Source organism: Enterobacter sp. Res13-Sevr-PEC09-46 (assembly GCF_015672585.1).
Taxonomy (GTDB): Bacteria; Pseudomonadota; Gammaproteobacteria; order Enterobacterales; family Enterobacteriaceae; genus Enterobacter; species Enterobacter hormaechei_C.
Map to the genome: position 1 here is coordinate 406,709 of NZ_JADABR010000005.1, position 12,682 is coordinate 419,390.

At 53.2% G+C, this 12,682-nt stretch carries 14 protein-coding genes and 5 tRNA genes; 18 read left to right on the forward strand and 1 reads right to left on the reverse strand.

The window, feature by feature from the left end; all coding sequences use genetic code 11:
* Window positions 1-230 precede the first annotated feature (230 nt).
* The 18 genes from cydA to pnuC all read left to right on the forward strand — a co-directional run bounded on the left by cydA (window position 231) and on the right by pnuC (window position 11,680).
* Window positions 231-1,799: a cytochrome ubiquinol oxidase subunit I gene (gene cydA, locus IMQ56_RS03180; protein ID WP_003858601.1), complete on the forward strand. Its 1,569-nt coding sequence runs from the start codon at window positions 231-233 to the stop codon at window positions 1,797-1,799.
* A 15-nt stretch (window positions 1,800-1,814) separates the two neighbouring features.
* Complete coding sequence (gene cydB, locus IMQ56_RS03185) at window positions 1,815-2,954, forward strand: cytochrome d ubiquinol oxidase subunit II (protein ID WP_023303309.1); 1,140 nt, start codon at window positions 1,815-1,817, stop codon at window positions 2,952-2,954.
* Between the two features lie 14 nt (window positions 2,955-2,968).
* Entirely contained in the window at window positions 2,969-3,082 is a 114-nt protein-coding gene (gene cydX, locus IMQ56_RS03190) for a cytochrome bd-I oxidase subunit CydX (protein ID WP_003858598.1), read from the forward strand.
* A complete protein-coding gene (gene ybgE / locus IMQ56_RS03195; RefSeq protein ID WP_003858596.1) occupies window positions 3,082-3,372 on the forward strand; it encodes a cyd operon protein YbgE in 291 nt (96 codons plus the stop codon). Before cydX ends, ybgE begins: the two co-directional genes overlap by 1 nt.
* Window positions 3,373-3,520: 148 nt before the next feature.
* Entirely contained in the window at window positions 3,521-3,925 is a 405-nt protein-coding gene (gene ybgC, locus IMQ56_RS03200; protein WP_003858593.1) for a tol-pal system-associated acyl-CoA thioesterase, read from the forward strand.
* On the forward strand, window positions 3,922-4,614 hold the full coding sequence (gene tolQ / locus IMQ56_RS03205) for a Tol-Pal system protein TolQ (protein WP_003858590.1): 693 nt from the start codon (window positions 3,922-3,924) through the stop codon (window positions 4,612-4,614). Before ybgC ends, tolQ begins: the two co-directional genes overlap by 4 nt.
* Window positions 4,615-4,617: 3 nt before the next feature.
* Window positions 4,618-5,046, forward strand: coding sequence for a colicin uptake protein TolR (gene tolR, locus IMQ56_RS03210; protein ID WP_003858589.1), 429 nt, complete (start codon window positions 4,618-4,620; stop codon window positions 5,044-5,046).
* A 28-nt stretch (window positions 5,047-5,074) separates the two neighbouring features.
* Window positions 5,075-6,274 (forward strand): cell envelope integrity protein TolA, encoded by a 1,200-nt coding sequence (gene tolA, locus IMQ56_RS03215; RefSeq protein ID WP_196063727.1) that lies wholly within the window; start codon window positions 5,075-5,077, stop codon window positions 6,272-6,274.
* 100 nt (window positions 6,275-6,374) lie between these two features.
* Window positions 6,375-7,667, forward strand: coding sequence for a Tol-Pal system beta propeller repeat protein TolB (tolB, locus tag IMQ56_RS03220; protein WP_017384962.1), 1,293 nt, complete (start codon window positions 6,375-6,377; stop codon window positions 7,665-7,667).
* 34 nt (window positions 7,668-7,701) lie between these two features.
* A complete protein-coding gene (gene pal, locus IMQ56_RS03225; RefSeq protein WP_003858578.1) occupies window positions 7,702-8,223 on the forward strand; it encodes a peptidoglycan-associated lipoprotein Pal in 522 nt (173 codons plus the stop codon).
* A 9-nt stretch (window positions 8,224-8,232) separates the two neighbouring features.
* Window positions 8,233-9,021, forward strand: coding sequence for a cell division protein CpoB (gene cpoB, locus IMQ56_RS03230; protein ID WP_003858574.1), 789 nt, complete (start codon window positions 8,233-8,235; stop codon window positions 9,019-9,021).
* Between the two features lie 161 nt (window positions 9,022-9,182).
* A tRNA-Lys gene (locus IMQ56_RS03235) sits at window positions 9,183-9,258 on the forward strand.
* 27 nt (window positions 9,259-9,285) lie between these two features.
* A tRNA-Val gene (locus IMQ56_RS03240) sits at window positions 9,286-9,361 on the forward strand.
* Between the two features lie 3 nt (window positions 9,362-9,364).
* Window positions 9,365-9,440 (forward strand) — tRNA-Lys (locus IMQ56_RS03245).
* 41 nt (window positions 9,441-9,481) lie between these two features.
* Window positions 9,482-9,557: transfer RNA gene (locus tag IMQ56_RS03250), tRNA-Lys, on the forward strand.
* A gap of 31 nt (window positions 9,558-9,588) precedes the next feature.
* Window positions 9,589-9,664: transfer RNA gene (locus tag IMQ56_RS03255), tRNA-Lys, on the forward strand.
* 230 nt (window positions 9,665-9,894) lie between these two features.
* Entirely contained in the window at window positions 9,895-10,938 is a 1,044-nt protein-coding gene (gene nadA / locus IMQ56_RS03260) for a quinolinate synthase NadA (protein ID WP_017384960.1), read from the forward strand.
* A 22-nt stretch (window positions 10,939-10,960) separates the two neighbouring features.
* The gene (pnuC, locus tag IMQ56_RS03265) at window positions 10,961-11,680 is read left to right on the forward strand and encodes a nicotinamide riboside transporter PnuC (RefSeq protein WP_196063726.1); all 720 of its coding nucleotides are present in this window, start codon (window positions 10,961-10,963) and stop codon (window positions 11,678-11,680) included.
* On the opposite strand, the gene zitB is transcribed toward pnuC, so the two are convergent.
* Window positions 11,677-12,615 (reverse strand): CDF family zinc transporter ZitB, encoded by a 939-nt coding sequence (gene zitB / locus IMQ56_RS03270; protein ID WP_196063725.1) that lies wholly within the window; start codon window positions 12,613-12,615, stop codon window positions 11,677-11,679. The two genes, pnuC and zitB, sit on opposite strands and share 4 nt — an antisense overlap.
* Window positions 12,616-12,682: the final 67 nt, after the last annotated feature.

Here is a 12,682-nt window from a genome sequence, read left to right on the forward strand (position 1 = left end):
CTGTTCGAATAAAAACCTGTTTATTGTAAGGGTTTTGCAGCGTATTATATTTACGGGATCAATTTGGTTTTTTCTTAACGTATTTGTAACCTTTCATCATTGCTTTTTTCTCCTGAAGAGAATAAGCAACGAAGAAGGGAAGCAGATAACTTTGTATTGGGGCATGCGTGTGGATCCTTATCTAACGGGGTTCACTCTCGGAGTCTTCATGCGATGAGCAAGGAGTCATAATGTTAGACGTAGTCGAACTGTCGCGCTTACAGTTTGCCTTGACCGCGATGTACCACTTCCTGTTTGTGCCGCTGACGCTCGGTATGGCGTTCCTGCTGGCCATCATGGAAACGGTTTACGTCCTCTCCGGCAAACAGATTTATAAAGATATGACCAAGTTCTGGGGCAAGTTGTTTGGTATCAACTTTGCGCTGGGCGTGGCAACCGGTCTGACCATGGAGTTCCAGTTCGGGACAAACTGGTCTTACTATTCCCACTATGTAGGGGATATTTTCGGTGCGCCGCTGGCCATTGAAGGTCTGATGGCCTTCTTCCTCGAATCCACCTTTGTAGGTCTGTTCTTCTTCGGTTGGGACCGTCTGGGTAAAGTCCAGCATATGGCGGTAACCTGGCTGGTGGCATTAGGCTCCAACTTGTCCGCACTGTGGATCCTGGTGGCGAACGGCTGGATGCAAAACCCAATCGCATCTGATTTCAACTTCGAAACCATGCGTATGGAGATGGTCAGCTTCGCTGAGCTGGTCCTGAACCCGGTTGCTCAGGTTAAATTCGTTCACACCGTGGCGTCTGGCTATGTGTGCGGCGCGATGTTCGTGCTGGGCATCAGCTCCTACTATATGCTGCGCGGCCGTGACTTCGCGTTCGCCAAGCGTTCTTTTGCTATCGCAGCAAGCTTCGGTATGGCCGCGATTCTGTCCGTGATTGTTCTGGGTGATGAATCCGGTTACGAAATGGGCGACGTGCAGAAAACCAAACTCGCCGCAATTGAAGCTGAATGGGAAACCCAGCCGGCACCGGCAGCGTTTACCCTGTTCGGTGTGCCTGACCAGGAAGCGCAGGAAAACCGCTTCGCCATTCAAATTCCTTACGCTCTGGGTATTATCGCCACGCGCTCCGTCGACAAACAGGTGACTGGCCTGAAAGATCTGATGGTGCAGCATGAAGAGCGTATCCGTAACGGGATGAAAGCCTACTCGCTGCTGGAACAGCTGCGCGCCGGCTCTACCGACCAGGCCGTTCGCGATCAATTTAACGACGTGAAGAAAGACCTCGGTTACGGTCTGCTGCTGAAACGCTATACCCCGAACGTCTCCGACGCGACGGAAGCGCAGATTCAGATGGCAACCAAAGACTCTATTCCACGCGTTGCGCCGCTGTACTTCGCGTTCCGCATCATGGTGGGTTGCGGCATTATCATGCTGCTGATCATCGCGGCCTCGTTCTGGTCAGTCATTCGTAACCGTATCGGTGAGAAAAAATGGCTGCTGCGCACCGCGCTGTACGGTATCCCACTGCCATGGATTGCTATCGAGTCCGGCTGGTTTGTTGCGGAATATGGCCGTCAGCCGTGGGCGATCGGTGAGGTGCTGCCAACAGCGGTAGCGAACTCCTCCCTGACCGCAGGCGACCTGATCTTCTCCATGCTGCTCATTTGCGGTCTGTACACCCTGTTCCTGGTGGCTGAACTGTTCCTGATGTTCAAGTTCGCGCGCCTTGGCCCAAGCAGCCTGAAAACCGGTCGCTACCACTACGAGCAGTCTGTTGCGACTACTCAGCCGGCACGCTAAGACAGGAGTCATCAAATGATCGATTATGAAGTATTGCGTTTTATCTGGTGGCTGCTGATCGGTGTTCTGCTGATTGGTTTCGCGGTCACCGATGGTTTCGACATGGGCGTGGGCATGCTCACCCGTTTCCTCGGTCGTAATGACACCGAGCGTCGAATCATGATCAACTCCATCGCCCCGCACTGGGACGGTAACCAGGTGTGGCTGATCACCGCAGGCGGCGCGCTGTTCGCTGCCTGGCCGATGGTCTACGCGGCTGCGTTCTCCGGTTTCTATGTGGCGATGATTCTGGTGCTGGCTTCTTTATTCTTCCGTCCGGTGGGTTTCGACTACCGTTCCAAGATTGAAGACACCCGCTGGCGTAACATGTGGGACTGGGGCATCTTCATCGGTAGCTTCGTTCCACCGCTGGTCATTGGTGTGGCGTTCGGTAACCTGTTGCAGGGCGTACCGTTCCACGTCGACGAATATATGCGTCTGTTCTACACCGGTAACTTCTTCCAGCTGCTGAATCCGTTTGGTCTGCTGGCAGGCGTGGTGAGCGTGGCGATGATCATCACCCAGGGGGCAACCTATCTCCAGATGCGTACCGTAGGTGAACTGCATCTGCGTTCCCGCGCTACCGCTCAGGTGGCAGCGCTGGTGACGCTGGTCTGCTTCGCTCTGGCAGGCGTGTGGGTGGTGTATGGTATTGATGGATACGTGGTGACGTCCGCTATCAACCATGCTGCACCGTCTAACCCGCTGACCAAAGAAGTGGCGCGTCAGGCCGGTGCATGGCTGGTGAACTTCAACAATACCCCTGTGCTGTGGGCTATCCCGGCTCTGGGTGTGTTGCTGCCACTGCTGACCGTGCTGACGTCTCGTCTGGAGAAAGGCGCTCTGGCGTTCGTATTCTCTTCCCTGACGCTGGCGTGCATCATCCTGACGGCCGGTATTGCGATGTTCCCGTTCGTAATGCCATCCAGCACCATGATGAATGCCAGCCTGACCATGTGGGATGCAACGTCCAGCCATATGACGCTGAACTTAATGACCTATGTGGCTTGCGTGTTCGTTCCGATTGTTCTGGCTTACACCATCTGGTGTTACTGGAAAATGTTCGGTCGTATCACTAAAGAACATATCGAAAGCAACACCCACTCTATGTACTAAGTAAGGAGCTGAATATGTGGTATTTCGCATGGATTTTAGGGACGCTTCTTGCCTGTGCGTTTGGTGTCATCACTGCCCTGGCGCTTGAGCATGTAGAAGCGACCAAAGCAGGTGAAGAAAAGCACTAATGAATATTATCGCAACGTTATATGCGGTAATGGATAAGCGCCCCTTGAGGGCGCTTTCCCTCATTATGGCATTACTGCTGGCAGGCTGTATCTTCTGGGACCCGTCGCGCTTCGCGGCGAAAACCAGCGAGCTTGAAATCTGGCACGGCTTCCTGATTATGTGGGCGGTGTGCGCAGGCGTGATTCACGGTGTCGGCTTTCGTCCGAAAGCGCTACACTGGCAGGGCATCTTCTGCCCACTGATTGCCGATCTGGTTCTCCTCGCCGGTTTGATTTTCTTCTTCTTCTGAATAAGAAATGTCCGTTAACGTTATGGGCTTACCCTGGCCCATAAAAATTTACTCTCCGTTTACTTTCTCCCATTCCAAACCATCATTCCCGCGCGTATAGTAGCGAAGTTTGAAAGCTCCAACTTTTCTTGTATTACCGGGATGTAAAGTGAATACAACGCTGTTTCGATGGCCGGTACGTGTCTATTACGAAGATACCGATGCCGGTGGTGTGGTCTACCACGCCAGCTACGTTGCTTTTTATGAACGGGCACGCACAGAGATGCTGCGCCATCATCACTTTAGTCAACAGGTGCTGTTGGCTGAGCGAGTTGCCTTCGTGGTACGCAAGATGACGCTTGAGTATTTTGCGCCTGCCAGACTCGACGATATGCTCGAAGTCCAAACAGAAATTACATCAATGCGCGGAACTTCACTGGTTTTCACGCAGCGGATAGTCAATGCAGAGAACACGGTACTGAACTCAGCTGAAGTCCTGATTGTCTGTGTTGATCCAACCATAATGAAGCCTCGTGCGCTTCCTAAGTCTATTGTCGCGGAGTTTAAGCAGTGACTGACATGAATATCCTTGATTTGTTCCTGAAGGCAAGCCTTCTGGTTAAACTTATCATGTTGATTTTGATTGGTTTTTCAATCGCATCCTGGGCCATCATCATCCAGAGAACGCGTATCCTCAATGCCGCTGGCCGCGAAGCCGAAGCGTTTGAAGATAAGTTCTGGTCGGGTATTGAGCTTTCTCGTCTGTACCAGGAAAGCCAGGGACGCCGTGATAACCTTTCAGGCTCCGAACAAATTTTCTATAGCGGTTTCAAAGAGTTCGCTCGCTTACATCGCGCTAACAGCCATGCGCCGGAAGCCGTGGTAGAAGGGGCGTCGCGTGCGATGCGCATCTCCATGAACCGCGAACTGGAAAATCTTGAAACGCATATTCCTTTCCTCGGAACCGTTGGCTCCATCAGCCCGTATATCGGCCTGTTTGGTACGGTGTGGGGGATCATGCACGCCTTTATCGCCCTTGGGGCGGTGAAGCAGGCAACGTTGCAGATGGTTGCGCCGGGTATCGCAGAAGCACTGATCGCGACCGCAATCGGTCTGTTCGCCGCAATTCCGGCGGTAATGGCGTACAACCGTCTGAACCAGCGCGTGAACAAACTGGAACTGAACTACGACAACTTTATGGAAGAGTTCACCGCGATTCTGCATCGTCAGGCGTTTACCAGCACCGAGAGCAACAAGGGGTAAACCATGGCCAGATCGCGTGGACGAGGTCGTCGCGAGCTCAAGTCCGAAATCAATATCGTTCCGTTACTGGACGTGCTGCTGGTGCTGCTGCTGATCTTTATGGCGACGGCGCCCATCATCACCCAGAGCGTGGAAGTTGATCTGCCGGATGCGACAGAATCACAGGCGGTAAGCACCAATGACGATCCTCCGGTCATCATTGAGGTTTCCGGCGTAGGGCAGTACAGCGTGGTGGTAGAGAAAGATCGTATGGATCAGCTTCCGCCAGAGCAGGTTATTGCTGAAGCGCAACGACGCCTGGAGTCAAATCCGAAGACGGTCTTCTTAATCGGTGGTGCGAAAGACGTACCATATGATGAAATTATCAAAGCGCTGAACTTGCTACATAGCGCGGGCGTTAAGTCAGTTGGCTTAATGACTCAGCCTATTTGATCATCTGCGTAGTTTTTGGGAACCGATAGTGTCAAAGGCAACCGAACAGAACGACAAGCTTAAGCGAGCGATAATCGTCTCCGCAGTGCTGCACGTAATTCTTTTTGCAGCGCTGATCTGGAGTTCGTTCGATGAGCACCTTGATGCATCAGGCGGCGGTGGGGGGTCCTCCATCGACGCCGTTATGGTGGATCCTGGTGCGATCGTTCAGAACTATAATCGTCAGCAACAGCAGCAGGCGAGCTCTAAACGTGCTGAAGAGCAGCGAGAAAAACAGGCGCAACAGCAGGCGGAAGAGCTGCGTGAAAAGCAGGCCGCTGAGCAGGAACGTCTGAAGCAGCTTGAGAAAGAGCGTTTGCAGGCGCAGGAAACCGCTAAAGAGCAGGCGGAGCAGCAGAAACAGGCTGAAGCCGCAGCGAAGAAGGCGCAGGAACAGCAGAAGCAGGCGGAAGAGGCGGCAGCCAAAGCCGCGGCAGACGCGAAGGCGCAGGCAGATGCTCAGGCTAAGTTAGCCGCAGACGCGGCGAAGAAAGCGGCTGCTGATGCGAAGAAGAAAGCAGAAGCCGAAGCGGCGAAAAAAGCGGCCGCTGACGCACAGAAGAAAGCCGAAGCGGAAGCCGCCAAAAAAGCTGCGCAGGAAGCAGAGAAGAAAGCGGCTGCTGATGCTGCGAAAAAAGCGGCCGCCGCCGAGAAAGCTGCGGCAGAAAAAGCCGCCGCTGCGGAAAAAGCCGCTGCTGATAAAAAAGCGGCAGCTGAGAAAGCCGCTGCTGATAAGAAAGCGGCTGCCGAAAAAGCCGCAGCTAAAAAGGCCGCTGCTGCGGAAAAAGCCGCTGCCGCAGGGGTTGACGATCTGCTGGGCGACCTGAGCTCCGGTAAGAATGCACCGAAAACGGGCGGTGGGGCGAAAGGAAGTAACGCAGCACCGGCAGGAAGTGGTAACACTAAGAACAACGGTGCTTCTGGCGCTGAGATCAACGACTATAAGAATCAGATTGCTGCGGCTATTGCCAGCAGACTTAACGATAAATCGCTCTATACCGGGAAAACCTGCCGACTGCATATTAAACTGGCTACGGATGGTATGGTGCTGAGCGTTGAGTCAGAAGGGGGAGATGAAGCGTTATGCCAGGCTGCACTTGTGGCAGTGAATCAGGCAAAACTGCCAAAACCTCCGTCACAGGCTGTCTATGAAGTGTTCAAAGACGCTTCGCTGAACTTTAAGCCATAAGCAGAGCTGCGGTTATCGGGTTCTGATAGTTTTGTGTATTTGAGTTTGTTAACCTTCTGCTAAATTATCCAGGACTTATTGTTCGGATAAGGGAGATATGATGAAGCAGGCATTACGATTAGCTTTTGGTTTTTTAGTACTGTTGACGTCAGCAGTGCATGCCACAGTAAGCATCGACATTACCGACTGGAACGACTCAGCGCGTCCAATCGGTGTCGTTCCGTTCCAGTGGGCAGGCCCGGGCGCTGCGCCTGAAGATATTGGCGGCATTGTTGCAGCTGACCTGCGTAACAGCGGTAAATTTAACCCCTTAGATCGTTCTCGTCTGCCGCAGCAGCCGGGTACCGCTCAGGAAGTTCAACCTGCTGCATGGTCTGCACTGGGTATTGATGCCGTGGTTGTCGGACAGGTTACTCCTGCGCCAGACGGCGGCTATAACGTCGCTTATCAGCTGGTGGATACCGGCGGTGCGCCGGGTACCGTTCTGGCTCAAAACACGTATAAGGTGAACAAGCAGTGGCTGCGTTACGCAGGCCATACGGCGAGTGACGAAGTGTTTGAGAAGCTGACCGGTATTAAAGGTGCGTTCCGTACTCGTATCGCGTACGTAGTACAGACCAACGGCGGCCAGTTCCCTTATGAGCTGCGCGTCTCTGATTACGATGGCTACAACCAGTTCACCGTACACCGTTCACCACAGCCGCTGATGTCTCCGGCATGGTCTCCGGACGGCTCTAAGCTGGCGTACGTGACCTTCGAAAGCGGCCGTTCCGCGCTGGTTATCCAGACGCTCTCTAACGGTGCTGTGCGTCAGGTTGCGTCATTCCCGCGTCACAACGGTGCGCCTGCGTTCTCTCCGGACGGTACCAAACTGGCGTTTGCCCTGTCTAAAACCGGTAGCCTGAACCTGTACGTGATGGATATTGGCTCTGGTCAGATCCGTCAGGTCACGGATGGTCGTAGCAACAACACTGAGCCAACCTGGTTCCCGGACAGCCAGAATCTGGCCTTTACGTCTGACCAGGCAGGTCGTCCACAAGTTTATAAAGTGAATATCAACGGCGGAGCAGCGCAGCGTATTACCTGGGAAGGTTCTCAGAACCAGGATGCTGACGTCAGTGCCGATGGTAAAACAATGGTAATGGTCAGTACTGCGGGTGGTCAGCAGCACATTGCCAAACAAGATCTGGTAACGGGGGGCGTACAAGTACTGTCGTCAACGTTCCTGGATGAAACGCCAAGTCTGGCACCTAACGGCACCATGGTAATCTACAGCTCTTCTCAGGGGATGGGATCCGTGCTGAATCTGGTTTCTACAGATGGGCGTTTCAAAGCGCGTCTTCCGGCAACTGATGGACAGGTAAAATCACCTGCCTGGTCGCCGTATCTGTAATAATAATTAATTGATTACTAAAGGAATCTTAGAAATGCAACTGAACAAAGTGCTGAAGGGGCTGATGATCGCTCTGCCTGTTATGGCAATCGCAGCGTGTTCTTCTAACAAGAACGCAAGCAATGACCAGAGCGGCGAAGGCATGATGGGTGCCGGCACCGGTATGGACGCTAACGGCAATGGCAATATGTCTTCTGAAGAGCAAGCGCGTCTTCAGATGCAGCAGTTACAGCAGAACAACATCGTTTACTTCGATCTGGATAAATACGACATCCGTTCTGACTTCGCTGCAATGCTGGATGCGCACGCAAACTTCCTGCGTAGCAACCCGTCTTACAAAGTCACCGTAGAAGGTCATGCGGACGAACGTGGTACTCCGGAGTACAACATCTCCCTGGGTGAACGTCGTGCAAACGCTGTTAAAATGTACCTCCAGGGTAAAGGCGTTTCTGCTGACCAGATCTCCATCGTTTCTTACGGTAAAGAAAAACCAGCAGTACTGGGTCACGACGAAGCGGCTTACTCCAAAAACCGTCGTGCCGTACTCGTTTACTAAGAGAATTGCATGAGCAGTAACTTCAGACATCATCTGATGAGTCTGTCGTTACTGGTTGGAATAGCGGCCCCCTGGGCCGCTTTTGCTCAGGCACCAATCAGTAGTGTCGGCTCAGGCTCGGTAGAAGACCGGGTCACTCAACTCGAGCGTATTTCTAACGCTCACAGCCAGCTTTTAACTCAACTCCAGCAGCAGCTTTCCGATAACCAGAATGATATTGATTCCCTTCGTGGTCAGATCCAGGAGAGTCAGTATCAGCTTAATCAGGTTGTGGAGCGCCAGAAGCAAATTTTGTTGCAGATGGATAGCCTGAACAGCGGCGGAGCAGCAGCACAGCCAGCAGCAGGCGATCAAAGCGGTGCGGCAACGCCTGCACCTGCGGCAGATGCCTCCGCGTCGTCTGGTGCGCCTGTACAGAGCGGTGACGCGAATACGGACTACAACGCGGCCATTGCCCTGGTGCAGGACAAATCGCGCCAGGACGATGCTATCGTTGCGTTTCAGAACTTCGTTAAGAAGTACCCTGACTCCACTTACCAGCCTAATGCGAATTACTGGCTGGGTCAGTTGAATTACAACAAGGGTAAAAAGGATGATGCGGCGTTTTATTTTGCCTCTGTGGTGAAAAATTACCCGAAATCACCGAAAGCGCCTGATGCGATGTATAAAGTCGGCGTGATCATGCAGGACAAAGGCGACACTGCAAAAGCCAAAGCGGTTTATCAGCAGGTGGTTGCAAAATTCCCGGGTACAGACGGCGCCAAACAAGCGCAAAAACGTTTGAGTTCGATGGGTTGATTATCGCATGACCAGAAATCGCGTCATTTCTGGTCGTGCAGCATGATTCCTAAGCAGTTAAGTGATCTTCATCGAAATTTTTGTTGCGCAGAATTCTTAAATCAGTAATATATGCCGCCGTTGCCACGGGATATCAAACAACGTGAAAGCAGCGCAAAAGTGGGTCGTTAGCTCAGTTGGTAGAGCAGTTGACTTTTAATCAATTGGTCGCAGGTTCGAATCCTGCACGACCCACCACTTAAAGCAGTTCTGGCAGTACAGAGTGGGTGATTAGCTCAGTTGGTAGAGCATCTCCTTTACACGGAGGGGGTCGGCGGTTCGAGCCCGTCATCACCCACCACTCGGGTCGTTAGCTCAGTTGGTAGAGCAGTTGACTTTTAATCAATTGGTCGCAGGTTCGAATCCTGCACGACCCACCAATTTTATTGGTTCCGAGTGATAATTCAGGCAACACCCGAATGGGTCGTTAGCTCAGTTGGTAGAGCAGTTGACTTTTAATCAATTGGTCGCAGGTTCGAATCCTGCACGACCCACCAGCCTGAATAGATTTGAAGTACATCCCGCAAGGGGTCGTTAGCTCAGTTGGTAGAGCAGTTGACTTTTAATCAATTGGTCGCAGGTTCGAATCCTGCACGACCCACCAGTGTTGAAAGGCGCCCTAAAGGCGCCTTTTTGCTATCTGTCGTTCGCCAGTGCCTTGTAGGTCGGGTAAGGCGAAGCCGCCACCCGACAGATGCTACCGGCATCAATTCCCGATGACATTCCCCCTCAAATTCGCTATCTTGTTTAGTATACAAAACACCATTGCCTCATTTTTGTTATCTCATGCAAAACAAAGGCAATATTGTTAAGCCAGTAAAACGAGAAGCCATAATGAGTGTGATGTTTGATCCCGAAACCGCAATCTATCCCTTCCCGCCGAAGCCCGCTCCGCTAAGCCGGGATGAAAAACAGTTCTATCGTGAAAAAATCAAGCGCCTGCTTAAAGAGCGTGATGCGGTGATGGTGGCGCATTACTACACCGACCCGGAAATTCAGCAGCTGGCAGAAGAGACGGGCGGCTGTATCTCAGATTCCCTGGAAATGGCGCGTTTCGGTGCAAAACATCCTGCCTCCACGCTGCTGGTTGCAGGTGTGCGCTTCATGGGCGAAACGGCAAAAATTCTCAGCCCGGAAAAAACCATACTGATGCCGACGCTGAATGCCGAATGCTCCCTTGACCTCGGTTGCCCGATTGATGAGTTCACCGCCTTCTGTGATGCCCACCCTGATCGTACCGTGGTGGTCTATGCCAACACGTCTGCGGCGGTGAAAGCCCGGGCAGACTGGGTAGTGACCTCTAGTATCGCCGTTGAGCTGATTGAGCATCTGGACAGCCTGGGGGAGAAAATCATCTGGGCGCCCGATCGTCACCTGGGAAACTATGTACAAAAACAAACCGGTGCGGATGTGCTGTGCTGGCAGGGCGCCTGTATCGTTCACGACGAGTTTAAGACCCAGGCCCTGACGCGCATGAGAGGGTTATACCCGGACGCCGCGATTCTGGTGCACCCGGAATCCCCGCAGTCCATCGTCGACATGGCGGATGCCGTCGGGTCAACCAGCCAGCTCATTCATGCTGCGAAAACCCTGTCACACAAGCAGCTCATTGTGGCGACCGATCGCGGTATCTTCTACAAGATGCAGCAGGCCGTGCCGGAAAAAACGTTGCTCGAAGCGCCGACCGCCGGAGAAGGGGCGACCTGCCGAAGCTGCGCGCATTGCCCGTGGATGGCGATGAATGGGCTCAAAGCGATTGCGGAGGGCCTGGAGAACGGTGGCGCAGCGCATGAGATCCACGTGGATGCCGCTCTGCGTGAAGGCGCGTTAATTCCACTTAACCGTATGCTGGATTTTGCGGCTACACTACGTACTTAACTTATTACGCCCCGGAGAAAAAATGGATTTTTTTAGCACACAGAACATCTTGGTTCATATCCCGATTGGTGCGGGCGGCTATGACCTGTCGTGGATTGAAGCGGTGGGTACGCTGGCCGGTTTACTCTGTATCTGGCTGGCCAGCCTTGAGAAGATCAGCAACTATGCGTTCGGGCTGATAAACGTCACGCTGTTTGCGATCATCTTTTTCCAGATCCAGCTCTACGCCAGCCTGCTTCTACAGCTGTTCTTCTTCGCAGCCAATATCTATGGCTGGTACGCCTGGTCTCGGCAAAACAGTCAGCAGGAGGCGGAACTGCAAATCCGCTGGCTGCCGTTGCCAAAAGCCATCGCCTGGTTCGCGGCCTGCGTGGTGGCTATCGGCTTTATGACCGTCTTTATTGATCCGGTATTTGCCTTCCTGACGCGCGTGGCGGTCTCGGTCATGTCGGGTCTGGGATTAAATGTGACGATGTCTGAGCTTCAGCCGGATGCCTTCCCGTTCTGGGATTCCTGCATGATGGTGTTGTCGATTGCCGCAATGATCCTGATGACCCGTAAATACGTTGAGAACTGGCTGCTGTGGGTGGTCATCAACGTCATTAGCGTGGTGATTTTTGCCCGCCAGGGTGTTTATGCCATGTCGCTGGAGTACATGCTGCTGACGGTCATTGCCCTGAACGGTAGCCGCATGTGGATTAACAGCGCGCGTGAGCGTGGCTCGCGCGCGCTTTCCCGTTAATGGTGATGGGCGTGTGAGTGGCCGGACTGCGCCTCGTTCAGGTGACAGTCTGGCCCGTTACATGGCTGATACTCCATCTGGATGGTGGCGTGCGCAATTTCGTAGTGATGCTCAAGGAAGTGCCGAATACGTTCAAGCAACGCATCGTGATCGTGGGGCGGAATAACCTGAACGTGCAGCGTCATAAGCGGTTTCTCACCCACCAGCCAGACGTGAACGTGGTGAACGTTACGGACTTCAGGAATGGAACGACACAGATTGCGTTTTAGCTCGCCAATATCCAGCGACGTGGGAGCGCCTTCCAGCAGCTCATTGACGCTCTCTTTCAACAGCCGCCAGGCACTGCGTAATACAAGGCACGATACCAGCACGGAAAGAATCGGGTCGATGGGAGTCCAGCCCGTGCCCATAATGATCAGCGCGGCTACGATGGCACCTACGGAACCCAGCAGATCGCCCAGCACATGAAGCGCCGCGGCCCGTACGTTCAGATTTTTTTCACTGCTGCCGCGGTGCAATATCCAGAACGCCAGAATATTGGCGACCAACCCGGCAATGGCGATAACCATCATTGTCGTCCCGGCTATCGGTTGTGGATGCCGAAAGCGCTGAAAAGCCTCCCAGACGATAAGAAGAGTAATGACCACCAGTGCAATCGCATTCACAAAGGCGGCAAGCGTGGTCAGTCTGAGCCAGCCAAAGGTGTGGCGGGTATTGGGAGGGCGACGGGCAAACTGCACGGCCAGCAGAGCAAACAGGAGCGCGGCAGCGTCGGTCAGCATATGCCCGGCATCGGCCAGCAGCGCCAGCGATCCGGATATCAGCCCGCCTATTACCTCAATTATCATAAAGGTGGCAGTGACGCCAAAAGCCAGCAGAAGCCGTTTGGCATTTTCATCGCCAGTGGAGTAGGAATGGGAGTGGGAGTGCGCCATGGTATCGTTCCTGATTTATTATTATTTTTAGTTTAGCGTTTTTAAGAGCTTAAATAAAAAAGGAGAG

Excerpts from the sequence above, each read along its gene's own strand:
- cydA (WP_003858601.1), top strand. The coding sequence starts at position 231 with ATGTTAGACGTAGTCGAACTGTCGCGCTTACAGTTTGCCTTGACCGCG.
- cydB (WP_023303309.1), top strand. The coding sequence starts at position 1,815 with ATGATCGATTATGAAGTATTGCGTTTTATCTGGTGGCTGCTGATCGGT.
- cydX (WP_003858598.1), top strand. The coding sequence starts at position 2,969 with ATGTGGTATTTCGCATGGATTTTAGGGACGCTTCTTGCCTGTGCGTTT.
- ybgE (WP_003858596.1), top strand. The coding sequence starts at position 3,082 with ATGAATATTATCGCAACGTTATATGCGGTAATGGATAAGCGCCCCTTG.
- tolR (WP_003858589.1), top strand. The coding sequence starts at position 4,618 with ATGGCCAGATCGCGTGGACGAGGTCGTCGCGAGCTCAAGTCCGAAATC.
- tolB (WP_017384962.1), top strand. The coding sequence starts at position 6,375 with ATGAAGCAGGCATTACGATTAGCTTTTGGTTTTTTAGTACTGTTGACG.
- pal (WP_003858578.1), top strand. The coding sequence starts at position 7,702 with ATGCAACTGAACAAAGTGCTGAAGGGGCTGATGATCGCTCTGCCTGTT.
- cpoB (WP_003858574.1), top strand. The coding sequence starts at position 8,233 with ATGAGCAGTAACTTCAGACATCATCTGATGAGTCTGTCGTTACTGGTT.
- nadA (WP_017384960.1), top strand. The coding sequence starts at position 9,895 with ATGAGTGTGATGTTTGATCCCGAAACCGCAATCTATCCCTTCCCGCCG.
- pnuC (WP_196063726.1), top strand. The coding sequence starts at position 10,961 with ATGGATTTTTTTAGCACACAGAACATCTTGGTTCATATCCCGATTGGT.
- zitB (WP_196063725.1), bottom strand. The coding sequence starts at position 12,615 with ATGGCGCACTCCCACTCCCATTCCTACTCCACTGGCGATGAAAATGCC.